The organism is Nocardioides gilvus (genome assembly GCF_003194605.1).
Lineage (GTDB): Bacteria > Actinomycetota > Actinomycetes > Propionibacteriales > Nocardioidaceae > Nocardioides > Nocardioides gilvus.
The window spans coordinates 258,140-280,503 of the sequence record NZ_QHKY01000003.1 but is presented as its reverse complement, the minus strand read 5'-3'; the positions used below and the strand labels follow the sequence as shown (position 1 = coordinate 280,503).

The window sequence follows — 22,364 nt, the reverse complement described above, 5'->3', positions numbered from 1 at the left end:
GGTCGGGGCCCTTCTGCGTCAGGTCAGCTGATCAGAGCTGGCCCACCACGTGGTCGATCGCCTTCGTGAGGAGCTCGACGTCGGAGGCGTCGATCGCCGGGTACATCGCCACGCGCAGCTGGTTGCGGCCGAGCTTGCGGTAGGGCTCGGTGTCGACGATGCCGTTGGCACGCAGCACCTTGGCGACGACGGCCGCGTCGATGCTGTCGTCGAAGTCGATGGTGCCGATCACCAGCGAACGGTGCGACGGGTCCGCGACGTACGGGGTCGTGTAGGCGGTCTTCTCGGCCCAGCCGTACAGGGCGTCGGAGGAGGCCGTCGTGCGCGCCACCATGCCGTCGAGGCCACCGTTGGCGTTCATCCAGTCGAGCTGCTCAGCCATCAGGAAGAGGGTGGCGACCGCCGGGGTGTTGTAGGTCTGGTTCTTCTTCGAGTTGTCGATCGCGGTCGGCAGGTCGAAGAACGGCGGGATGTAACGGTCGGAGGCAGCGATCTCCTCGGCGCGAGCGAGGGCCCGGGGGCTCATCGCCGCGATCCAGAGTCCGCCGTCGGAGGCGAAGCACTTCTGCGGCGCGAAGTAGTAGGCGTCGACCTCGTTCAGGTCGACCGGCAGGCCACCGGCCCCCGAGGTCGCGTCGACCACGACGAGGGCGTCGTCGTCGATGCCGGCCGGGCGCAGGACCGGCGCCATGACGGCGGTCGAGGTCTCGTTGTGCGCCCAGCCGTAGACGTCCACACCCTCCTCGGCGACCGGGTCAGGGCGCGATCCGGGCTCCGCGGTGATGATCGTCGGGTCGGCCAGCCACGGGGCCTTCTTGACTGAGGTGCCGAACTTCGAGGAGAACTCGCCGAAGCTCAGGTGCTGGCTCTTGTTGCGGACCAGGCCGAAGGCGGCGATGTCCCAGAAGGCGGTGGCGCCGCCGTTGCCCAGGACGATCTCGTAGCCGTCGGGCAGGTTGAAGAGCGAGGTCAGTCCGTCGCGTACGCGGCCGACGGTGTTCTTGACCGGGGCCTGGCGGTGCGACGTGCCCATGAGCGTGTCGCCGGTCGCGGCGAGGGCGTCGAGCGCGGTGGTGGAGATCTTGGAAGGGCCCGCGCCGAAGCGGCCGTCAACAGGCAGTAGCTCGGCGGGGATCTTGATGGCGTCGGTGCTGGTCACCGGACATCCTTTCGGTTTGTCCCGGGCCGAGGCTCGGGCGGTGGGGGAGTCCTGACGACACTGTCAGCAGCAGGGTCTTTACTGTGCCTACTGTGTCACTCGGGACGGCACTTCAATGAAATGGATCTTCCCATGACGACTCCACCTCACGGGCTTCGCCTCGAACGCCGGACGATCACGCACCCGGACGCGGCGCTCCTGGTCGCCATGGTGCAGGCGGAGTACGTCCAGCGGTACGGGGGAGAGGACGAGGCGCCGATCGACCCGGGCGAGTTCGAACCGGGCCGCGGCACCTTCCTGGTCGGGTACGTCGAGGGCGTACCGGTGGCGACCGGCGCGTGGCGCTGGCACGCGACCCCGGACGGCCTGGACGCGCAGCGTTGCGTGGAGCTGAAGCGGATGTTCGTGGTCGACGGGCTGCGTCGACGAGGGATCGCCGCTCTCCTGCTCGAAGCGTTGGAGGACGACGCCCGGGCGACGGGTGCCGATGCGGTGGTCCTGGAGACCGGCATCAACCAACCTGAGGCGATCGCGCTCTACGAGCGCAGGGGGTACGTCCCGGTGCCGGGGTTCGGCCACCACCGGGACTCACCGCTCTCGCGCTGCTTCGCCAAGTGGCTCACCCGCTGATCGGCGGCGCATTCTCCCTGGTCGGCCATTGATTTCTCGGTTCCGCCACGCCGAGACAGACTTGTGTGATCCCCTTTTTTGGGTATGCACCACATGTCTCGGGACAAGGATGAAATCAGTGATGGGCGATCAGGACACACGCGCGAGGCGCCACGCACCAGGACGTATCGGGTTGCTGGTGGGACTCGTGATGATCGGCGCCCTGTTGAGCGGGGTCTCGACGACGTCGAACGCAGCCGCCGCGCGAAGCGGCCAGGGGGCGGTCTTCGTCACCCCGATCGAGAACTACGCCGGCTACCAGCCGCCGACGAAGTGCATCCGCAAGCCACGGGCCGGGATCCGGCTCCTGGCTCAGCACCTGGAGTCGCGCGGCGGCGCGTACGGGGGGATCTCGCGTGCCTGCCCGGAGAAGGCGACCTCCGAGCACCACGAGTCACGGGCCTTCGACTGGACGCTCGATGCCAGGAGCAAGAGGGACCGGGTGTTGGCGAAGACGTTCCTCAGGGAGATCTTCGCGCCGGACGCTGAGGGCAATGCGGATGCGCTGGCACGCCGGATGGGAATCATGTACATCATCTGGAACGACAAGATCTGGTCGTCGTACCGCGGCTTCAAGAGGGCGGACTACGTGAGCTCATCATGCGTGAAGAAGACCAAGAAGAAGACCATGAAGCATCTGCACAAGTGCTCCGTGACGCTGCGCCACCGCGACCACATGCACATCTCGCTGACGCGCAAGGCGGCCCGCGGCCAACTCAGCTGGTACCAGGCGCAGCAGGGCAACTGACCTCGGATCGCGCTGGGACGTCATCAGGAACGGGCCCCAGAGGGCCCGCTCCTGATGACGTCCGGCAGGTCACTCCTCGATGATGTGCATCGCGGCTTCCTCCGCGCTGGCGCCGGCACCGTCGATGCCGACGTCCTCACCGATCAGGTCGGACTCGTGGTCCTCGCCGATGCCGCCCTCGGTGTCGACCAGACGACCGGCCCTCGCGGTGCCGACCTCGCCGTCGTCGAGGATCTCCTCGTCCTTCGCAGCCTCTTCGTAGGGGTCCGGCTCGGGGTCCTCCTGGGCCAGGCGCTGGTCGAGGCTCTCGCCGGTGGCCTCCTCCTGGGGAGTGTTGCCGTAGCCCTGCGCGACGGACCACCGCTCCGGCGGCGAGTACCCCTCGTCCAGCGGTTCCCGCAGCCCACGGTTGTCGACGAGGCTGTCCCCGTCGCCCTGGGGCTGGTCCTCGTCGTCGACGCTGTAGTCGCCGTAGAGCTCGCTGTCGTCGGGGCCGGGCATGGAGCACCTCCGTGCAGATCGTGAGGGGTGAAAGTTCGTCGTGCCCCTCGACCATACCCCCGGTGTGAGGGCTTCAACCGTGCATGCAGAACGGGGCCCGTCAGGTGTGACGAGCCCCGTCGTGCGGTGCTGTGGTGACGCGCTGGGGTGAGCCGGTCAGGCGCCCCAGGCCTCCTGCCAGCCGTCGACATCTTCGGCCGGACGGGCCGCGGGACCGGTGTAGATCGCCGACGGGCGGATCAGTCGACCGGTCTTCTTCTGCTCCAGGATGTGGGCCGACCAGCCGCCGGTCCGGGCGCAGGTGAACATCGAGGTGAACATGTGCGCCGGGACCTCGGCGAAGTCCAGGACGATGGCCGCCCAGAACTCCACGTTGGTCTCCAGGACGCGGTCAGGACGGCGCTCGCGGAGCTCGGCCAGGGCGGCCTTCTCCAGCGCCTCGGCGACCTCGAAGCGCGGGGCGTCGAGCTCACGGGCCGTACGACGCAGCACGCGGGCGCGCGGGTCCTCGGCGCGGTAGACACGGTGACCGAAGCCCATCAGGCGCTCGCCGTTGTCGAGCAGGTTCTTGACGTAGGCGCGCGCGTCGCCGCTCTTCTCGACGTCCTCGATCATGCCGAGCACGCGGGAGGGGGCGCCACCGTGCAGCGGGCCGGACATCGCGCCGATCGCGCCGGAGAAGGCGGCCGCCACGTCGGCGCCGGTCGAGGTGATGACGCGGGCGGTGAAGGTGGAGGCGTTCATGCCGTGCTCGGCGGCCGAGGACCAGTAGGCGTCGATCGCCTTGACGTGCTTGGGGTCGGCCTCGCCCTTCCAGCGGATCAGGAACTTCTCGGCCAGGGTGCTGCCCTGGTCGACCGTCTTCTGCGGGACGATGGCGGCGTCGAGGCCGCGGGCCGACTGGGCGGCGTACGAGAGGACCATGACGGCGAGGCGGCCGATGTCCTCACGGGCCTGCTCGTCGGAGATGTCGTAGGTCTGGCCGAAGCCGAAGGCCGGTGCGAGCATCGCGACTGCGGCCTGGACGTCGACGCGGACGTCACCGGTGTGGACCGGGAGGTTGTAGGGCTCGGCGGGCGCGAGGCCGGGGGTGTAGGAGCCGTCGATCAGCAGGCCCCAGATGTTCTCGAAGGGGACCCGGCCGACGATGTCCTCGATGTCGACCCCGCGGTAGCGCAGTGCTGAGCCCTCCTTGTCCGGCTCTGCGATCTGCGTCTCGAACGCAATGATTCCTTCGAGTCCGTGGTGAACCTCGGTCATACGACTTCGACTCCTTCGTCGGGGGTGGGACAGCGACCCGGGGGTGTGGGCCGTATTCATTCTGCCCCTTCGCGCAGCACGGCGTCTCGTTGGATCGGTCTATCGTCGTGCCATGCCTCCTGAGCACGACCACCTCGCACGCCTCCGTCACGAGTACGCGGACCGCGGTCTCGACGAGGCCGAAGCCGCCGCCGACCCGCTCGCCCAGTTCGGACTCTGGCTGGCCGAGGCCCTCGACTCGGGCATGCACGAACCCAACGCCATGGTCCTCTCCACGGTCTCGACGACCGGGCAACCGTCGTCGCGGATGGTGCTGCTCAAGGGGTTCGACGAACGCGGCTTCGTCTTCTTCACCAACCACGCCTCACGCAAGGGGGTCGACCTGGCCGCCAACCCTGCCTGCGCGCTGCTCTTCGGTTGGCACCCGGTCGAGCGCCAGGTCCGGGTCGAGGCCATCGCCTCGGCGCTGTCGGCCGACGAGGTGGCGGCCTACTTCCGGCTCCGGCCGCGTGGGGCGCAGATCGGCGCCTGGGCGTCCCGCCAGTCGCAACCGGTCTCCTCACGCGAGGAGTTGGAGCGTACGTACGCGGCCTACGAGGAGCAGTTCGCCGGCCGGGAGGTGCCGGTGCCGCCGACCTGGGGCGGGTACCGGCTGCGTCCCGAGGTCGTCGAGTTCTGGCAGGGGCGCGCCGGACGGATGCACGACCGCCTCGAGTGGACGCGCGTCGACGACGGCTGGCAGGTCGTGCGCCGCCAACCCTGAGGCGACATCGCGAGATGGCGAGTAGCCTCACGAGGCTGCCCCGCGTGGGGCAGGGAACGGATGAATCGATGCTGCTGCGTCTCGTGCGCGAACACCTGCGCCCGTATCGCGCCCACCTGGCGGCGGTGGTGCTGCTCCAGTTCGGAGCGACCGTGGCCATGCTCCTGCTGCCCAGCATCAACGCAGAGATCATCGACGACGGGGTGGTGCCCGGCGACATCGGCTTCATCTGGCGGCGAGGCGCCTGGATGCTCGCCATCGCCCTGGGTCAGGCCCTCTGCGCCGTCCTGGCGGTCTGGTTCGCGGCCCGGTTGGCGATGGGGCTGGGCCGTGACCTGCGGGCCGCGATCTTCGCCCGGGTCGGGACGTTCTCGGCTCGTGAGGTGCAACAGTTCGGGGCGCCGTCCCTGATCACCCGGGAGACCAACGACGTCCAGCAGGTACAGATGATCGTCCTGATGGCCTGCACGCTGCTGGTCAGCGCGCCGATCATGATGGTCGGTGGCGTGCTGATGGCGCTGCGTGAGGACGTCGGTCTGGCGTGGCTGCTGGCGGTCGTGGTGCCGGTGCTGGCGCTCTCGATCGGTTTCATCGTGACCCGGATGATCCCCAGCTTCCGCAAGATGCAGACCCGTATCGACGAGGTCAACCGACTGCTCCGCGAGCAGATCACCGGGGTCCGCGTGGTCCGGGCCTTCGTCCGCGAACGCCACGAGGAGCAGCGTTTCGCGGTCGCCAACGACGAACTCACCCGGGTCGCCGTCACGGCCGGCCGCTGGTCGGCCTCGATGTTCCCGATCGTCACCCTGGTCTCCAGCGTCGCCACCGTCGGGGTGATCTGGTTCGGGGGTCTGCGCGTCGACGCCGGCGACATGGAGATCGGCGCCATCACCGCCTACATCTCGTACGTCATGTTGGTGGTGACCTCGGTGATGCTCGCGACCTTCCTCTTCATGATGTTGCCCCGGGCCTCGGTCTGTGCCGACCGGATCGCGGAGGTGCTCGACACCGACTCCTCAGTGGTCCCGCCGAGCGATCCCGTGACGGTCTTCACCCGGCCCGGCCACCTCGACCTCGAGGGGGTCACCTTCAGCTACCCCGGCGCGGAGAGCCCTGTGCTCAGCGGGATCGACATCTCGGCGCGGCCCGGTGAGACCCTGGCCGTGGTCGGCTCCACCGGCGCGGGCAAGTCGACCCTGGTCAACCTCGTGCCCCGCCTCTTCGACGCGACCGGCGGCGTCGTGCGGGTCGGGGGCGTCGACGTACGCGACCTGGACCCGCAGGTGCTCTGGTCCGACATGGGGCTGGTGCCCCAGCGCGCCTTCCTCTTCAGCGGGACGGTGGCCAGCAACCTGCGCTACGGCAAGCCGGACGCGACCGACGAGGAGATGTGGGAGGCACTTGAGATCGCTCAGGCCCGGGACTTCGTCGCCGCGATGCCCGAGGGTCTGCAGGCCCCCATCGTCCAGGGCGGGACGAATGTCTCCGGGGGGCAACGCCAGCGACTGGCGATCGCCCGCGCGGTGATCCGCCGCCCGTCGCTCTACCTCTTCGACGACGCCTTCTCGGCGCTCGACCTCACCACCGACGCCAACCTGCGGGCCGCGCTCGTGCCGATCGTGCGCGACGCCACGGTGGTGATCGTGGCCCAACGGGTCGCCACCATCCGCAACGCGGATCGCATCGTCGTGCTGGACGACGGCCGGGTCGTCGGTCAGGGCACCCACGACGAGCTGCTCGCCGACTGCGAGACCTACCAGGAGATCGTCAGCTCCCAACGTGCCGTGGAGGAGGTCGCATGAGCGGGGACGAGAACGGCGCGGCCCCGGCCACGGCCCCGGGCCCGCAGGAGCCTGAGCAGGGTCGGGAGCAGGGGCGGGACCTGAAGACGACCGAACGGATCACCGGGGTCGGTCGCCCGGGCCACGGCCCCGGCGCCGTCGGGGTCGCCGAGAAGGCCAACGACTTCTGGCCCTCCGCCAAGCGCCTGGCGGGGCGGATGCGCCCCGAGCGGACGCGTACGGCGTTGGTCGTCGCGCTGACGGTCGTCAGTGTCCTGATCACCTCCATCGGACCGCGGATCCTGGGCCACGCCACTGACCTGGTCTTCTCCGGTCTGCTGGCCTCCCGCCTGCCGGTGGGCCTCAGTCAGGACGAGGCGGTCGCGCAGTTGCGTGCCGAGGGCGACGACTCCCGGGCCGACATGATCGCGGCGATGGACCTGGTCCCCGGTCAGGGCGTCGACTTCGGGGCCGTCGGGCAGGTCCTGGGCTGGCTCCTGGTGCTGTACGTCCTGGCAGCGGTCCTGGCCTGGCTCGCCGGCTACCTGCTCAACGACGTCGTGCAGGGGACCGTACGACGCCTGCGCGGCGAGGTGGAGGGCAAGATCCACCGTCTGCCGCTCGACTACTTCGACCGGCAGTCGCGCGGGGAGATCCTGAGCCGCGCCACCAACGACATCGACAACGTCGCCTCGTCGCTGCAGCAGACGTTGAGCCAACTGCTCACCGCGCTGCTCAGCGTCTTCGCGGTGCTCGCGATGATGCTGTGGATCTCGCCGCTGCTGGCGCTGATCGCCCTGGTCTCGGTGCCGCTGACGATGCTGGTCGCCGCGCAGGTGATGAAGCGTTCACAGAAGCTCTTCGTCTCGCAGTGGCGCCAGACGGGTCGGCTCAACTCACACATCGAGGAGGCCTTCTCGGGGCACACCCTGGTCAAGGTCTACGGCCACCAGCCGGCCTCCGAGGTGAAGTTTGCCGAGGAGAACGACGGGCTCTACCAGGCAGCGTGGAGCGCCCAGTTCGTGAGCGGGCTGATCATGCCGATCACGATGTTCATCGGCAACCTCACCTACGTCGCCGTCGCCGTCGTCGGTGGTCTCCGGGTCACCAGCGGTGCGTTGACGCTGGGTGAGGTGCAGGCGTTCATCCAGTACACCCGCCAGTTCAACCAGCCGGTCTCCCAGGTCGCCTCCATGGCCAACCTGCTGCAGTCGGGGGTCGCCTCGGCGGAGCGGGTCTTCGAGCTCCTCGACGCGCCCGAGGAGGACGACGGCGTGAGCGGGGAGCTCCATGCGCGGTTGGGTGCCGGAGAGGGCGAGGTCCGTTTCGAGGACGTCTCCTTCTCCTACGACCCCGACTCCAGCCTGATCAGCGGGCTCTCCCTCGTCGCCCGTCCCGGCCAGACCGTGGCGATCGTGGGCCCGACCGGTGCGGGGAAGACCACCCTGGTCAACCTGGTGATGCGCTTCTACGAGGTCACCGGGGGCCGGATCACCCTCGACGGGGTCGACATCGCCAGCGTTGCGCGCAGTGACCTGCGCAGCCGGATCGGCATGGTCCTCCAGGACACGTGGCTCTTCCGGGGCACGATCGCGGAGAACATCGCCTTCGGGCGCCCTGACGCCACCCGTGAGGAGATCCTCGAGGCGGCCAGGGCCACCTTCGTCGACCGCTTCGTGCACTCGCTGCCGGACGGCTACGAGACGCTCATCGACGAGGACGGCTCCAACCTCTCGGCCGGGGAGCGCCAGCTGGTGACCATCGCGCGGGCCTTCCTGACCGACCCGGAGTTGTTGATCCTCGACGAGGCCACCAGCTCGGTCGACACCCGCACCGAGTTGTTGCTGCAGCAGGCGATGTCGGCGCTGCGGGCCGACCGTACGTCGTTCGTCATCGCCCACCGACTCTCCACGATCCGCGATGCGGACGTGATCCTGGTGATGGAGGCGGGTGCGATCGTCGAGCAGGGCTCGCACGAGGAGTTGCTGGCTGCGGGAGGGGCGTACGCGCGCCTGGCTGCGGACCAGTTCGCGGCTGCGGCCGATCCGCAGGAATGACGTCGGAAAAACCCCTTGAGCGATCGGCGAACCCGATCTACCGTGGTGGGACACGGAAAGGAGGTGGTCCGAAAAGTGAGTTTTCTTCGGATGAGTGAGGTGGCTGCGAGCCAGTAGAGCTCGTGCCTTCGCTGGAAGTCGAGTTCTGGCGAATCCAACGCAGACACCCGACCCACAGGCCCGGACACATCCCCGGCTCGCGTTCCGCAAGGAACGGCCTGTGGGTCGCTGCATGTCCAACCTCCTTCCGGGACGTCATCGGGAACGGTCGCCGTGGCGACCGCCTCCTATGACGTCCGAGGGGATCGGGTGAGACGTGGACAACAGTTGGTTGTCGATGACAACCTTCCGAGGTATGGTTGCTGTCGGCAACCAATGGAGTGATCCTCCTGGCGCCCGTCCCGCCGTGGCCAACCGCCACCCCCTGATCCGAATCGAGCCCCGTTGAGCACTCCCACCGCTCCCGCCCACCCGGCGCAGCCCCCGACCCTCTCCGCCGAGGCCGGCGGGCAGATGACCCACCGCCAGATCCTGCAGGCCCTGTCCGGTCTGCTGCTCGCGATGTTCGCGGCCATGGTCTCCTCCACGATCGTCAACACCGCGCTGCCGCCGATCGTCTCCGACCTCGGAGGCAGCCAGACCGGTTACACCTGGGTCGTCGTCGGCACCCTGCTCGCCATGACCGCGACCACCCCTGTCTGGGGCAAGCTCGCCGACCTCTTCAACCAGAAGATCCTCACCCAGACCGCGCTCAGCATCTTCGCCCTCGGCTCCCTGATAGCCGGGTTCTCCACCTCGATGGAGATGCTGATCAGCGCCCGAGTGATCCAGGGGCTCGGCATCGGTGGCCTGACCGCCCTGGTCCAGGTCGTCATCGCCTCGATGGTGCCACCGCGCGAGCGCGGCCGGTACGCCGGTTACATGGGTTCGGTCTTCGCCGTCGCCACCGTCAGTGGCCCCCTGGTCGGGGGACTGGTCGTCGACACCCTCGGCTGGCGCTGGTGCTTCTGGGTCTCGCTGCCCTTCGCCGTGGCCGCGTGGTTCCTCCTGCAGCGCACCCTCAACCTGCCTCCGCGCCCCCGCAAGCAGGTCACCATCGACTACGTCGGCTCGCTGCTGATCATGGCGGGTGTCTCGTTGCTGCTGGTGTGGGTCTCCCTGGCGGGCAACCAGTTCGCCTGGACCTCCACCACGAGCTATGTCCTGATTGCCGCCGCGCTCGCCGTCATCGGCTTCTCCGTCTGGTACGAGGCATACGTGGCCGTCGACCCGGTGATCCCGTTGCGCCTCTTCCGCGACCGTACGACCGCCCTGGCCACCGCTGCCTCGATCACCGTCGGCATCGCGATGTTCGGCTCGGGTGTCTACCTGAGCCAGTACTTCCAGCTCGCCCGCGGCATGAGCCCGACCAAGGCGGGTCTGATGACGATCTGCATGGTCGCCGGGACCCTGGTCGCCGGCATCGTGTCGGGCAAGCTCATCTCCGACACCGGCCGGTGGAAGCGCTACCTCGTCGGCGGCTCCCTGCTCGTCATCGTGGGCCTGGGGCTGCTCGGGACCATTGACCGGGAGAGCAGCCTGGTCCAGGTCGGCCTCTTCATGGCGGTCCTGGGAGTCGGCGTCGGCGCGATCCAGCAGAACCTCGTGCTCGCCGTGCAGAACAACACCGCCGCCGCTGACATGGGCTCGGCCTCCTCCCTGGTCGCCTTCTTCCGCTCCATCGGTGGATCGGCCGGTGTCGCCGCCCTGGGTGCCGTACTGGCCCACCAGGTCTCCGACTCGGTGACCGCTGGGCTCGACAAGCTCGGTCTGGAGATCGCCGGCTCGGGCAACTCGAGCTCGGTGCCCAACCTGTCCGAGCTGCCGGCGCCGATCCGTCTGATCTTCGAGAACGCGTACGGTGATGCCATCGCCACCATCTTCGCCCTCACCGTCCCCTTCGCCTTCTTCTCGTTCTTCTGCATCCTCTTCATCAAGGAGGTGCCGTTGCGACGCACCGTCCAGCGTGCCGACGAGATCGAGAAGGTCACGCAGCGATGAGCGAGATCAGGTCCCGGCGCGACGAACAGCTCGACGACCTCGAGCAGGAGGTCGGCGTGCTGATGCGCCGGGCGCGCAAGGTCGTACGTGCTCGTGCGGAGCAGGTTCACCCCGAGCTCTCCGCGCCTGCCTACATGATCCTGCGCTTCCTCAAGGAGCGGGGCGCGGTGCGGGCCTCGCTGATCTCCGAATGCTTCGAGACCGACAAGGGCGCGGTCAGCCGTCAGGTGCAGCACGCGATCGACCTGGGTCTGGTCGAACGTTCCGCCGACCCCGACGACAAGCGCGCCAGCCTGCTCCAGCTGACCTCGGCCGGCGAGCAGGGTCTGGCCGACGTCGACGCAGTGCGCCGCGAGCGGCTCAGGGAGCGTCTGGACGAGTGGGACGACGAGGCGTTGGCCGGGTTGGTCGCCCAGCTGCACCGCTACAACAGACTCTTCGACGACCTCGACCAGGCCTTCTGACCGACGCTGAACAGGCCTCTGAGGGACCCTGACCGCCTCAGCCGAAGGTGGTCGGGTCCACCGAGATCCACACGTGGGTGGCCACGGCGACGACCGTGTCGTCGGGGCCGTACAGGGTGCTGGCCGTGAAGGTCTTGCGCCCCTCGGAGCGCACACGCTCACCGACCACGACGTGGGGGACGCCGATGACGGGCAGTGAGTCGACCCTGGCAGTCATCTGGCCGAGCACCATCGGTCGGTTGATGAGGTCCTCGGACCAGCCGCCGACACAGTCCAACGCTGCCCAGGTGGTCGCCAGGCTCACGCGCTGCTCCGCGCCCGTGTAGAGGTGGTAGTCCTCGGCCAGGCTCGGGTGTGGCGTCCAGGTCGCGGCGACCCGCCTTCGGCCTTCGGCCGGGTCCACCTCGCCGGGGAAGATCCTCAGCCCGTCACCCTCGACCCGTCGGGGTCCGCAGGAGAAGCAGGTGGGGAAGGGATGGGCCGTGTGCCCGGCGTACGTCGTCTCGGCGTGGAGCGCATCGGCGTACGACACGGGTGCGACAGGTTCGATGACGTCGTCGACGAGTGTCGCCCGGGCCACCGGGCCCGACGCGTTGACCACGGTCGTCCCCTCGTCGGAGGAGACCACGGGCAGCTCGACGGCCAGCGGTGGAGGCTGGGAGAGGCGGACCCGGATAGGTGGCCAGCGGAGGCCGTGATCCTCGGGGCAGCCGTGCTCGACGTGCGCCGCGAGCTCGCCGGCCGTCCACCCTCCGTTGCCGGAGACCGGCGGTCCACAGAAGCGCGGGGGCACGATCAGTGTGCTCATGGTCGCCAGCGTGTCACTTCTGGAGGTGATGCGACACAATGGGCTCCGTGAGCGACCTCATCGACACCACCGAGATGTATCTCCGCACGATCTTCGAGCTCGTGGAGGAGGGGATCGTGCCGTTGCGAGCGCGGATCGCCGAGCGGCTCCACCAGAGCGGACCCACGGTCTCGCAGACGGTGGCCCGCATGGAGCGCGACGGCCTGCTCACCGTGGAGGGCGACCGCCACCTGGAGCTCACCGAGGAGGGCCTGCGGCTGGCGACCCGGGTGATGCGCAAGCACCGCCTCGCCGAACGCCTCCTCACCGACATCATCGGCCTGCCCTGGGAGCTCGTGCACGCCGAGGCGTGCCGCTGGGAGCACGTCATGTCGGAGACCGTGGAGCGCCGTCTCCTCGAGCTGCTCGACAACCCCACGGAGTCGCCGTACGGCAACCCGATCCCGGGTCTGGAGGAGCTCGGCCAGGAGCACGTCTCCGAGTCGTTCATGGACGGCGGCGTCGAGGCGCTCTCCAAGATCGCCACCTTCAGCCAGGCGCGCGTGCACGTGCGCCGGATCTCCGAGGAGATGCAGAAGGACGAGGCCCTGATGGCGACGCTGCGCCGGGTCGGCGCGGTGCCGGACAAGACCATCAAGATCGTCGCCACCGCCGAGGGCGTGCTGGTCGGATCCGGCGGCGAGACCGCCGAGATCGAGTACGAGTCGGCCGACCACATCTTCGTCACCGTCGTCTGAGGCTCCCGACACCAGCGACCGGGTGCCGCACGTCGGCCAGGTCCGCCAGGAAGTCGCTGCACCCGACCTCGACCTTGTGGCTCGCCAGCGCGTCGCCGCGCGTGGCGCCCCGATTGACGATGACCACGGGGATGCCGACCCTCGCGGCGCGTTTCACGAAGCGCAGCCCGCTCATCACCGTCAAGGAGGAGCCGGCGACCAGCATCGCTCCCGCGCGGGCAGCGACCGACTCCACCGCTTCGTAGCAGCGGCTCACCCGGTCGGGTGGCGCGTTCTCCCCGAAGAACACCACGTCGGGTTTGAGCACGCCACCACAGCTCGAGCAGGGCGGCACGACGAACCCGTCCGTCTCCTCGAGGGCCACGTCGCCGTCGGGACGGATCTCTGAAGCGTCGTGCGTCTGGATCCAGCCGGGGTTGGCCGCCTGCATGCGCGCCTGGAGGTCGGCCCGGGAGCTGACCGATCGACAGTCAAGGCAGATGACGTCGCTGATCCGCCCGTGGAGAGCGACCACTTCGCGTGACCCCGCGGCCTCGTGCAGTCCGTCGACGTTCTGGGTGATGAGCAGGTCAGGGGTGATCTCGGCCAGGGCGTGGTGGCCGATGTTGGCCTCGGCGCCCCGCATCCGCGCCCAGCCCACGTGGCTGCGGGCCCAGTAGCGCTGCCTGGCGGTGGGGGTGGCGACGAACTCCTGGAAGGTCATCGGCAACCGCGCGGTGGAGCCCGGGCCGCGGTAGTCGGGGATGCCCGAGTCGGTGGAGAGACCCGCGCCGGTCAGCACCACCAACGGGCGCGCCGCCAGGAGGTCGAGCGCGGCCTCGACCTCGTACGACTCAGCGGGCATAACGGGCCTGGGCCCGGGCGCGAGCCTTGACGGCCTCGACCTCCCGGTCCTTCGGCGGTGCGGTGGTGACCAGTGCGTCGAGCAGGTGGCGGGTGGTGTGGGCGATCTCCGCGACGGCCTCGTCGAAGGCGGCCTGGTTGGCGGCCGACGGCTTGGTCGTCCCGGCGACCTTGCGCACGTACTGCAGCGCGGCGGCCGTCACCTCGTCGTTCGTGGCCGGCGGCTCGAAGTTGTTGAGCGGGCGGATGTTGCGGCACATGCGATCAATCTACGTCGAAGAAGGTCACCTCGTCGTCCGTGACGAGCACGACCTTTCCGGAGGCCAGCGGCACCGTCCGGACCAGGGCAGCGTTGTCGCCGTACGTGACCCGGGTGCGGCTCTCCTGCAACTTCCCGCTCCTCACCCTGAGCGTCGAGACCCAGGCCGTACGCCCGTCCCAGGGGTCGGTGATGACGGTGAGGGCGGTGCGCTTCTCGGGCAGCCAGGTGAACTGGCGCGGATCCTGACCTGCGGCTGCGTACGTGTGTGCGGGGTAGGCCACCACGTCGGCGCGGCGCAGGTTGGTCAGGTCGGACACGTTGAAGAGGGCCGCCTGGGCACCCGTGGTCGTGCCGTCGTCGGCCGCGTCCTGCCCGATGCCGATCATCCGGTGCGGACCGATCGGGTGCAGGTACTCGCTGAATCCGGGGATCTTGAGCTCGCCGAGCAGGACTGGTGCGGCCGGCTCGGAGAGGTCGATGGCGTACAGCGGATCCACCTCGCGGAAGGTGACGACCAGGGCGAGGTCGTCGAACCAGCGCACCGACTTGATCTCCTCGTCGATGCCCAACTTGTCGACGCGCCCTCGCTCGACGAGCAGCCCGTCCTCCTCGCCGAGGGTGACGACCGAGTTGAAGTTGCCGGTCGCTGCGGTCGGGCCGACCGCCACCCGCAGGACGCCGTCGGCCGAGTCCATGGACCACCGGTCGGCGATGGCTCCCTTGACTTCACCGGCGGCGACGAAGGTGGTGTCGAGGTCGTCCAGCGCGAAGGAGTACAGCTGGGTGCGACCGAGCTCGCCCGACGGCCTGATCGGACTGGAGGCCGAGTCTGAGGTGCGCCCCATGCCCCCTCTGAAGCCGAACCAGTTGGCCTGGGTGGCGAGGTGGAGTCGATCGCCGGAGAAGTAGGCGATCTCCGTGCTGGTGGCCACCGCCACGGCGCGGCGCTCATCACCTCCCGGGGTGAAGGCCAGGGTGGTGACGGTGCCGAGAGCCGTGTCGGGGTCCTCCGGTACGGCCACGGCTGCGCACTCCACGGCGCTGTCACCGTCGATGTGGGGCAGCCAGTCGGCGAGCGTCGTCTCGGAGACCACCTGCTCGTTGTGGCGACGGGCTCCCACCTGGCCTCGCTCGTCGTCGGGGTACTTGAAGTCGAGCTCCGGGAGGCCGTTGCGGATCACCACACGGACCACGTCGCCGTGCAGGCGCGCCGTCACCGACGCGGCGCTCACGCTGAGGGTCTCGGTGATCCGGGGAGCCGCCGCCTCGGAGACGTCGATCGTGGTGATCGTCGTGGTGGGATCGTGGTCGCGACCGTCACCGACGGCGACCAGGTGGTGGCCGTGGAGCAGGATCTCGCCGGTGCGCAGCTCGGGCAGCCGGATCGTGGCGAGCTCGGTGGGGGCCTCGCCCGAGACGTCGTACGTGGTGAGTTGCGATCCGTGCAGCCGGAAGAGGTGCTCGCCGTCGGTCTTGACGGTGTCGGGCTCGTCGACCCCGGCCTCCTGGACGTTGGTGCCGGTCTCGCTGCTCTCGGCGCGGCTGGTCCTCGCGCTGGTGGTCGACTCGTTCGACATGACGCTGCCCATGTCCATGTCGCCAGCCAGCGGCGTGCGCTCACCGAAATATTGATCGCCACCACCCTGCCAGCCCCAGGGCCCCACGAGCTCGAGAGCCCGCTCCTGGTAGCTGTCGAGGAGCGCGTCGCAGGAGGCGGTGGGCGCGAGCGCGGCGCTGGCGAGTCGGAACGGGTCGCTGCCCTGCGACGGACCGACGGTGTCAGGGTCGTCAGCGCCGAGGTGGACGCCGGCGACCAGGACGCCGAGCGCGGTGACGAGGGTGGCGGCGGTGCCGGTGGCCAGGAGCGCGGCTCGGCGAGCAGGGGAGGAGTTCATGGGGGTGTGACGTGGCCGGGGCCCGATCGGTTCCCGGGGGGTTCCGGCCACAGGCGATGCCTCGCTCGAGAGGACATGTCAAGATGTGCTCTGGCAATCCGGCTCCGGTCGGGCGCCACGCCCCAGTAGCTCAGTGGATAGAGCAGCCGCCTCCTAAGCGAAAGGTCGCAAGTTCGACTCTTGCCTGGGGCACGTCAGAACCCCCGCCACGTGCGGGGGTTCTTGCGTCGGAGGGGGTCGAAGCGCCACCAGACGTCCACAGGGCCGGGTCTTTCCCGCCTCTGTGGAGAGCGCGACACGGGGCGTACGCCGTGCGGCCAGTGTTGTTGCCATGCCTTCCGACCTCACACAATCCCCTCCCGAGACGATCGATGCGGCGTTGAGCCGGATCGACGCCCAGACCCGGGCCGCGATCGACGCGGTCGAACGGGCCCGCGCCTTCTCTGCAGACTTGGTGGAGCTCCGCGGGCACGGCAGCGCCGACGGGGTTGATGTCGTTGTCGACCACGTCGGGTTGGCGTTGGGCGTCACGTACACCGAGCACGCCCTCCGGACGGGCCCGGCGATGCTCGCACGGGCCACGATGGCGGCCCTGGGAGCGGCGCTCGACGATGCGCTGGCCCAGGTCACCCGACGGACGCGCGAGACGTGGGGCGACGACCCGGTGGCGGCCCAGATCGTGGCCGAGGTCGAGCAGCGCTTCGCGGTGGTGCCGCGATGAACCTCGACGTCCACCCTGATTCGTTGCGCAGTTTCGGCCGCGTGTGGGACCAGGCAGCCGATGCTCTCCCCCCGCAGGCCGAGACACTGGCCGGGGTGAGCGCCGGTGCGGACCACTTCGGTCGGATCAACCAGTTCCTGACCCCCGCCGTGTCGGTCTTCGTGTGGCAGGCCCGAGGCCTGGCGAAGGAGTGCGGCGAGCTCATGGAACTGGGTGCGTGGGCGGTACGTGCGACTGCACGTGACCTGGAGGAGACAGATGCAGGGGTCGCCCGGTTGATGGGTGGAGACATCGGGCCGGTGGGTGGAACAGTGGAGGACGGGACGGGATCGGTATGGGCGTGATGCCCGGGTGGGCCGATGAACCCGACCCGCTGGCCGGGGCCGGGGTGGCGGAGGATCTCTCTGCGCTGACCAGCAGCCTGGCCAACGGGGACTGGGCCGAAGCCGAGTTGCACGGCCTCAGCGCGGGCATGGGTCTTCTCGGAGCGGTCGTCGATCCTGTGGGAGCGCTCGCGGCCGCGGGAGCAGGATGGGCCATGGAACACGTCGGCCCGCTGCGCACGTGGTTGGACGATCTGGCGGGCGACCCGCCAGCCGTCATGGCCGACTCCGCCCGACTCGATGACGCGTCCCGTGAGGTCACCACCGCGGCCGGTGACCTGCGGCGTGGCTCTGCCTCCCTCCTGGCGATGGAGGGGCTGAGCATCGAGGCCTGCCGGCGGTTCACCCATGACACGGCCCGCGACGCCGACCAGTTCGCGACCCTGCTGCAGGCGGGAGCCGCAGCGATGCGGCTGGCTTCGGGGATCGTGGACGCCGTCAGGACGCTGGTGCGCGACGCCATCGCAGAGCTCGTCGGCATGGCGACCAGCAGCGCCGTCACCGTGGCTCTCACCGCCGGCGCCGGGACCCCCGTGGTCATGGCCAGGGTCGCTCTTCGAGCCGAGATGCTGGTGGTGAGACTGAGTGGGACGCTGAAGTCCATGGCACGCTCCTTCGAGGCGCTGAGGCTGCTGCTGGTCCGCGCCGAAACGGCACTGGGCGCACTCGCCCGGACATCTCGTGCCCGACGGCCCACCCGCGGCCCACTGCACCCCGCGACTCCGGTGACCTGGTCGAGTGAGGTGGTGAAGAGCCTTTCGACGATCAGGCCCCCGCTCGTGCTCGCTGACATCGCGGTCGGCGCCGCTGCGACGGTGGTCGCGGGACCTGGAGATGAATGAGATCGGGTCCAGTCGTCCGGTTCAGGCGTTCGGGGGAAGGTGCTCCCACTCCTCCACGACCTCGAAGCGCATACCGTGACTCACGAGACGCGCTCGCAGGTTCGGTCCCATGGCCACGGCCGTGGTGACCTGGCCGGCGGTGGTGGGGTTGTCGTCCAGGAGCAGCGACAGCGCCGACTCGGCGAGCATCACTGCAGTCTCGCTGTAGCCGGGGTCCCCTCCGCTGACCCGGGTGTGGACCCGCTTCCCGCCGCCGTCGCCGACGAAGTCGACGGTGAACCAGGAACGCTCCCGCTTCTCCTCGCTCGGCCCGCTGCCGGCCGGCACTCTGGCGGCCAGAGCTCGACGCACCGCCGGGACCTGCGCCGCGACCACCAGTCCACCCACCCCCACGACACCGGCAAGAGCCATGGGCAGCGTCTTCGTCCCGGCGTGGTGCGAGTACGTGAAGCGGGGGCCGTACGAGTCCAGGGCCGCGCCGCTCCGGGCCACGATCATCGGGTCGACCGTCGGCAGGGGCAACAGCCAGTACCTGAGCACCGGGTCACGTTGCGGGCGTGGAGCCACCGCTCGGGAGGATCGTCCCTCCGGGCGTGGTTCTTGCGTACGCCGCTCCCGGGCAGTGGCCTTTGCCTGCTTCATCCGCGACACCGCACCCAGGGCCGAGTGGAAGGTGCCCCCGGAGAAGGCCGCCGACGAGCGGACGACTCCACGCACGGTCAACGGCACGTCGTCGGGCAGGTGTTCGACGGTGAACTGGACACCCAGGTCGTGCGGCACGGAGTCGAAACCGCAGCAGTGGACCAGTCGAGCTCCGGTCCGCACGGCGGTCTCGTGGTGACGGAGGTAGGTGCGGTCCACGAACTCTGCCTCACCGGTCAGGTCGACGTAGTCGGTCCCAGCGGCTGCGCACGCCGCCACCACTGCCTCACCGTGGCGCAGGTAGGGGCCGACCGTGGTGATCACCAGCCTGGTGCTGGCGGCCAGGTCCCGGATCGTCGTCGCGTCCGTCACGTCAGCATGCAGCACCTCGCTCGGCGGGCAGGTGGTCTCGGCCAGACGCGTACGCAACCGCTCGAGGGAGGCGAGGTCGCGCCCGGCCAGGGCCCACCTGAGACCGGCGGGCGCGTGGGCAGCCAGGTGCTCTGCGGTGAGCGCCCCGGCGAAGCCGGTGGCACCGAGGAGGACGAGGTCGAGGCGGCGTGACGTGGGCATGCAGGACATCGTGACAGGAGTCACAGGTGAGCCCAAGATGCGATGTGCGGCGAGTTGGGAAGTTGTCGTAGATTCGGCAGTGGTCCGACAGGACTCCTGTCGTGCGATGGTCTGAAATCCTGAGGTGTCTGTGTCCGAGGAAGAGCCGCTCTCCCCGCGCGCTCCCGGCGTTCCCAAACGTCGTGGCAAGTCGAAGAAGAAGCACACCGTCGCCACCGTGCTGATGGCCACGCTGCTGGTGCTCGGCCTGGTCACGGGGCTCTCGGTCGTCTTCGTCTACCGCCACCTCAACGGCAACCTCAACATCAGTGACGGCTTCAACCAGGTCGATGACCGCCCTGAGGAGTACGGCCCGAAGCAGGCCATCAGCATCTTGATCATGGCCTCCGACACCCGTGACGGGGAGGGCAACAAGATCGACGGAGAGACTGGTGCGGCTGGTTCCGACACCACGATCCTCCTGCACATCGCAGCCGACCGCAGTCGTGCGTACGGCGTGTCGATCCCTCGGGACTCGCTCGTCACCCGCCCCGACTGCGGACCGGACAACGAGATCCCCGGTGGCGAGAACCAGATGTGGAACAAGGCCTATTCGGTGGGGCAGGAAGCCTGCACCGTGGAGCAGTTCGAGCAGTCCACCGGTGTGCGGGTCGACGACTTCGTCGTCCTGGACTTCAACGGCTTCAAGGGCATGGTCGACGCGGTGGGCGGCGTCCCGATCTGCCTGCCCTACGAGATCGACGACTCCGAGCACGGCATCTACCTTGCCGCGGGCGAGCGCGAGATCATGGGGGAGGAGGCCCTCGACTACGTGCGCGTGCGGGCGGTCGGGAGCGGATCGGACATCGATCGCATCAGCCGCCAGCAGACCTTCATCGCCTCCCTCGTCAACAAGGTGGTCTCCGCCGGCACCCTGACCCGTCCCGACCGGGTGGTGAAGTTCCTCAACGCTGCGACCAAGTCGCTGACCGTCTCGCCCGGGCTCAAGGACATTCCCAAGTTGGGTGGCCTCGGGGCGAGCCTCAACGGTGTCGGGCTCAACAAGGTCGAGTTCATCACGGTGCCGTTCGAGTACCCGCAGGAGCCGGAGTTCCGCGGTCGAGTTCGGTGGACCGCGGAGGCCGACGACCTCTGGAGCCGGATCGCGCGCGACAAGCCGCTCAGCAAGTCGCTGAGTGAGAAGTCCATCCGCGCGGACGAGGCGCCCGGGTCGAAGAAGGAGAAGCCCTCTCCGTCAGCGAGCCCGTCCGGCCCGGAGGCAGACGAGGAGCCCACCCAGGCCGAGATCGAGGCTGCCCGCGGCAAGGCGCTCTGCGCTTGACCGTGACGGGCCTGATGGACGGGGAAGGGGAATCAGCCATGACTGAACCCACGGAACCGACCGGAGTCGACGAGGGAGTCCACGTCGACCCGTCGGCCCCGGGCGAGGCCGATACCGAAACCGCGACCTCGGGTGCAGCAAGCCCCGAGGAGTTGTCCGACTGGGAGCGCAAGCGCCGGCTCGCAGAGATCTTCGGTGACGTGCTGCCCACCACGACCCGTGACGAACGGGGTCAGGGTCGCGGCGGCTCGCAGGAGTCAGCGAACGACGCCTGGCTGCGGCGGCAGGTGCCGCCGCACCACGGCGGCTGAGCGCTCAGAGGCCTCCGCGCTGAGCCTGCAGCAGGTCGCGGATCTCGGTGAGCAGGGCCACGTCCTCGGGAGTGCCGACCTCGTCTTCGTTCTTCTTCGGGAACCACTTCTCCTGGGCCTTGGTGTAGGGCATGACGATGGCGAAGTAGACCACCGCAGCCAGGATCAGGAACGAGATCAGCGCGGTGAGCCACGCGCCGACCGAGACCCCGCCGGGTGCGTAGTTCGAGAAGTCGGGGGTGCCCCCCACCTTTCCGATCAGGTCCATGAGGAGCGCGACGGTCGCCGTGACCACGCTCGCGAAGGCAGTGGCCATGATGAAGGCCGTGGCCAACTCGATCAGGTTGCCCTTCATGATGAAGTTCTTGAAGCCAGTCATGTTCTCTCCTGGTGATCGTGAGCGGCCGCGATGGCCGCACTGAAACGCTAGCCCGACCAGGCGATGGTGAGGAAGTCCCGGACCGCGGCCACTGTCACGGCTTCCACCTCTTCGGGAGCGATCGCCAGTACGACCACTCGCCCGGCCTGGCCCTGGCTCGCCACCGCCTCCTCGTCGTGAGGGACGCTGACGACCAACGCCGTTCGCGCGACGGTGAGCGCCCGCCCGCTGGCCGGGTCCGCGGCGAGGAGGTCCACCCTGTCACCGGTGCGGAGCAGGGCCACCGCAGCCGGATCGGGCAACCGCACGGGGACCGCGACCCGGTCCTCGTGGCCTTGCATCAGATCCGGCGCGACGAGGCGGGCGTCGGTGATCGGCTCGCCGCGGCGTACGGGGCCGGTCGTGGTGCGCCCCACCGGTGTCTCGGCGACGCCGTCAGGGACGGTCCCCTCGGCGAAGGCGACCCAGGTCAGGTCGTCGGCGCCCAGGACGCTACCGGCCGCGACGTCGGTTGCGGCGACGCGGACCCGTACGGTCGTGGGCGCCGGGGGTGCCAGCACGTGCAGCGCACTGGCGACCGCCGCGACCACGCAGCAGAAGGCGAGCAGGCGACGGTGGGCGAGCACCCGCGTACGCAGGAGGCGCCGCACCCGGTCGGAACCCCGGCGTACGTCACGTGATGCAGAGCCGGTTGGCCCAGTGTCAGTCACCATGACCGTGACGGTAGGCAGTCACGGCACCGGCGGAGCGAGACGATCCACAGGAGCCGCGAGACACACCCGACCAGACGACCTGTGGAGACCCCGAGGAGGTCTCGGGCGGATCAGTCGCTGCTGGACGAACTGCTCGAGCCGGACGAACTGCCGGACGAACTGCTCGAGGTGCTCGCGGTGCTCGAGGTGCTCGAGGAGGAATCCTTGGTGGCCGTGGCAGTGCCCGAGTCGGAGGCACCTGCGCTGGAGCCGGCGAGGCTCGAGGACGACCCGGAGCGACTGTCGGTGCGGTAGAACCCGGAACCCTTGAAGACGACTCCGACAGCGTTGAACACCTTGCGGAGCCGACCCTGGCACTCGGGGCAGACGGTCAGGGTGTCGTCGCTGAAGCTCTGGAACTGCTCGAAGGCGTGCTCGCACTGGGTGCAGGCGTACTGGTAGGTCGGCACGTCGCACATCCTACGGCAAGAAAAATGGGCAGAATGACCGACG

Annotated in this window: 24 protein-coding genes and 1 tRNA gene; 14 read left to right on the top strand and 11 right to left on the bottom strand. The window is 69.2% G+C overall.

Annotated features, from left to right (window positions below):
• Positions 1 to 31: 31 nt before the first annotated feature.
• The gene (gene serC, locus DNK52_RS10265; RefSeq protein WP_239455494.1) at positions 32 to 1,159 is read right to left on the bottom strand and encodes a phosphoserine transaminase; all 1,128 of its coding nucleotides are present in this window, start codon (positions 1,157 to 1,159) and stop codon (positions 32 to 34) included.
• 132 nt (positions 1,160 to 1,291) lie between these two features.
• Between serC and DNK52_RS10260 the strand changes: the two genes are divergently transcribed.
• The gene (locus DNK52_RS10260) at positions 1,292 to 1,789 is read left to right on the top strand and encodes a GNAT family N-acetyltransferase (protein ID WP_110240901.1); all 498 of its coding nucleotides are present in this window, start codon (positions 1,292 to 1,294) and stop codon (positions 1,787 to 1,789) included.
• Positions 1,790 to 1,910: 121 nt separating this feature from the next.
• On the top strand, positions 1,911 to 2,576 hold the full coding sequence (locus DNK52_RS10255) for a VldE C-terminal domain-containing protein (protein WP_162598723.1): 666 nt from the start codon (positions 1,911 to 1,913) through the stop codon (positions 2,574 to 2,576).
• Between the two features lie 69 nt (positions 2,577 to 2,645).
• Here DNK52_RS10255 and DNK52_RS10250 read toward each other — a convergent pair whose 3' ends face one another.
• On the bottom strand, positions 2,646 to 3,077 hold the full coding sequence (locus DNK52_RS10250) for a DUF5709 domain-containing protein (RefSeq protein WP_110240899.1): 432 nt from the start codon (positions 3,075 to 3,077) through the stop codon (positions 2,646 to 2,648).
• Between the two features lie 156 nt (positions 3,078 to 3,233).
• Positions 3,234 to 4,337, bottom strand: coding sequence for a citrate synthase 2 (locus DNK52_RS10245; protein ID WP_110240898.1), 1,104 nt, complete (start codon positions 4,335 to 4,337; stop codon positions 3,234 to 3,236).
• Positions 4,338 to 4,449: 112 nt separating this feature from the next.
• Between DNK52_RS10245 and pdxH the strand changes: the two genes are divergently transcribed.
• The 5 genes from pdxH (at position 4,450) to DNK52_RS10220 (ending at position 11,442) form a co-directional block, all read left to right on the top strand.
• Positions 4,450 to 5,100 carry a pyridoxamine 5'-phosphate oxidase gene (gene pdxH, locus DNK52_RS10240; RefSeq protein WP_110240897.1) on the top strand — a complete coding sequence of 217 codons (651 nt, stop codon included), beginning with the start codon at positions 4,450 to 4,452 and terminating at the stop codon, positions 5,098 to 5,100.
• Positions 5,101 to 5,168: 68 nt separating this feature from the next.
• Entirely contained in the window at positions 5,169 to 6,902 is a 1,734-nt protein-coding gene (locus tag DNK52_RS10235; protein WP_110240896.1) for an ABC transporter ATP-binding protein, read from the top strand.
• Positions 6,899 to 8,938, top strand: a complete 2,040-nt coding sequence (locus DNK52_RS10230) for an ABC transporter ATP-binding protein (protein WP_110240895.1) — start codon at positions 6,899 to 6,901, stop codon at positions 8,936 to 8,938. Before DNK52_RS10235 ends, DNK52_RS10230 begins: the two co-directional genes overlap by 4 nt.
• 444 nt (positions 8,939 to 9,382) lie before the next feature.
• Positions 9,383 to 10,978, top strand: coding sequence for an MDR family MFS transporter (locus tag DNK52_RS10225; protein WP_239455493.1), 1,596 nt, complete (start codon positions 9,383 to 9,385; stop codon positions 10,976 to 10,978).
• Positions 10,975 to 11,442 (top strand): MarR family winged helix-turn-helix transcriptional regulator, encoded by a 468-nt coding sequence (locus DNK52_RS10220; RefSeq protein WP_110240894.1) that lies wholly within the window; start codon positions 10,975 to 10,977, stop codon positions 11,440 to 11,442. The genes DNK52_RS10225 and DNK52_RS10220 overlap by 4 nt, the downstream gene beginning before the upstream one ends.
• A gap of 37 nt (positions 11,443 to 11,479) precedes the next feature.
• Here DNK52_RS10220 and DNK52_RS10215 read toward each other — a convergent pair whose 3' ends face one another.
• Positions 11,480 to 12,250: a hypothetical protein gene (locus DNK52_RS10215; RefSeq protein WP_162598722.1), complete on the bottom strand. Its 771-nt coding sequence runs from the start codon at positions 12,248 to 12,250 to the stop codon at positions 11,480 to 11,482.
• A 47-nt stretch (positions 12,251 to 12,297) separates the two neighbouring features.
• Here DNK52_RS10215 and DNK52_RS10210 point away from each other — a divergent pair, with 47 nt between their 5' ends.
• Positions 12,298 to 12,987, top strand: a complete 690-nt coding sequence (locus tag DNK52_RS10210; protein WP_110241196.1) for an iron-dependent transcriptional repressor DtxR — start codon at positions 12,298 to 12,300, stop codon at positions 12,985 to 12,987.
• Here DNK52_RS10210 and DNK52_RS10205 read toward each other — a convergent pair.
• The 3 genes from DNK52_RS10205 to DNK52_RS10195 are packed head-to-tail and all read right to left on the bottom strand — an operon-like array spanning position 12,974 to position 15,987.
• The gene (locus DNK52_RS10205) at positions 12,974 to 13,831 is read right to left on the bottom strand and encodes a Sir2 family NAD-dependent protein deacetylase (protein WP_110240892.1); all 858 of its coding nucleotides are present in this window, start codon (positions 13,829 to 13,831) and stop codon (positions 12,974 to 12,976) included. The genes DNK52_RS10210 and DNK52_RS10205 overlap by 14 nt on opposite strands.
• Positions 13,821 to 14,090, bottom strand: coding sequence for a DUF2277 domain-containing protein (locus DNK52_RS10200; protein ID WP_110240891.1), 270 nt, complete (start codon positions 14,088 to 14,090; stop codon positions 13,821 to 13,823). The genes DNK52_RS10205 and DNK52_RS10200 overlap by 11 nt, the downstream gene beginning before the upstream one ends.
• Positions 14,091 to 14,094: 4 nt before the next feature.
• The gene (locus DNK52_RS10195; protein WP_110240890.1) at positions 14,095 to 15,987 is read right to left on the bottom strand and encodes a beta-propeller domain-containing protein; all 1,893 of its coding nucleotides are present in this window, start codon (positions 15,985 to 15,987) and stop codon (positions 14,095 to 14,097) included.
• 119 nt (positions 15,988 to 16,106) lie between these two features.
• Between DNK52_RS10195 and DNK52_RS10190 the strand changes: the two genes are divergently transcribed.
• The 4 genes from DNK52_RS10190 to DNK52_RS10175 all read left to right on the top strand — a co-directional run bounded on the left by DNK52_RS10190 (position 16,107) and on the right by DNK52_RS10175 (position 17,933).
• A tRNA-Arg gene (locus DNK52_RS10190) sits at positions 16,107 to 16,179 on the top strand.
• 139 nt (positions 16,180 to 16,318) lie between these two features.
• Positions 16,319 to 16,708: a hypothetical protein gene (locus DNK52_RS10185; RefSeq protein WP_162598721.1), complete on the top strand. Its 390-nt coding sequence runs from the start codon at positions 16,319 to 16,321 to the stop codon at positions 16,706 to 16,708.
• Positions 16,705 to 17,052: a hypothetical protein gene (locus DNK52_RS10180; RefSeq protein ID WP_110240888.1), complete on the top strand. Its 348-nt coding sequence runs from the start codon at positions 16,705 to 16,707 to the stop codon at positions 17,050 to 17,052. Before DNK52_RS10185 ends, DNK52_RS10180 begins: the two co-directional genes overlap by 4 nt.
• Entirely contained in the window at positions 17,043 to 17,933 is an 891-nt protein-coding gene (locus DNK52_RS10175; protein ID WP_110240887.1) for a hypothetical protein, read from the top strand. The genes DNK52_RS10180 and DNK52_RS10175 overlap by 10 nt, the downstream gene beginning before the upstream one ends.
• A gap of 21 nt (positions 17,934 to 17,954) precedes the next feature.
• Here the strand turns inward: DNK52_RS10175 and DNK52_RS10170 are convergent, their stop codons facing one another.
• On the bottom strand, positions 17,955 to 19,148 hold the full coding sequence (locus DNK52_RS10170; protein ID WP_110240886.1) for a saccharopine dehydrogenase family protein: 1,194 nt from the start codon (positions 19,146 to 19,148) through the stop codon (positions 17,955 to 17,957).
• A 124-nt stretch (positions 19,149 to 19,272) separates the two neighbouring features.
• Here DNK52_RS10170 and DNK52_RS10165 point away from each other — a divergent pair, with 124 nt between their 5' ends.
• Positions 19,273 to 20,469 carry an LCP family protein gene (locus DNK52_RS10165; RefSeq protein ID WP_162598720.1) on the top strand — a complete coding sequence of 399 codons (1,197 nt, stop codon included), beginning with the start codon at positions 19,273 to 19,275 and terminating at the stop codon, positions 20,467 to 20,469.
• 38 nt (positions 20,470 to 20,507) lie between these two features.
• Entirely contained in the window at positions 20,508 to 20,780 is a 273-nt protein-coding gene (locus tag DNK52_RS10160; RefSeq protein WP_110240884.1) for a hypothetical protein, read from the top strand.
• Positions 20,781 to 20,784: 4 nt separating this feature from the next.
• On the opposite strand, the gene DNK52_RS10155 is transcribed toward DNK52_RS10160, so the two are convergent.
• From DNK52_RS10155 to DNK52_RS10145, 3 genes are all read right to left on the bottom strand, one after another.
• Positions 20,785 to 21,159, bottom strand: a complete 375-nt coding sequence (locus DNK52_RS10155) for an MscL family protein (protein ID WP_110240883.1) — start codon at positions 21,157 to 21,159, stop codon at positions 20,785 to 20,787.
• Between the two features lie 47 nt (positions 21,160 to 21,206).
• Positions 21,207 to 21,872: an SAF domain-containing protein gene (locus DNK52_RS10150; protein WP_110240882.1), complete on the bottom strand. Its 666-nt coding sequence runs from the start codon at positions 21,870 to 21,872 to the stop codon at positions 21,207 to 21,209.
• Positions 21,873 to 21,982: 110 nt separating this feature from the next.
• Positions 21,983 to 22,321: an FmdB family zinc ribbon protein gene (locus tag DNK52_RS10145; RefSeq protein ID WP_110240881.1), complete on the bottom strand. Its 339-nt coding sequence runs from the start codon at positions 22,319 to 22,321 to the stop codon at positions 21,983 to 21,985.
• Between the last annotated feature and the right edge of the window lie 43 nt (positions 22,322 to 22,364).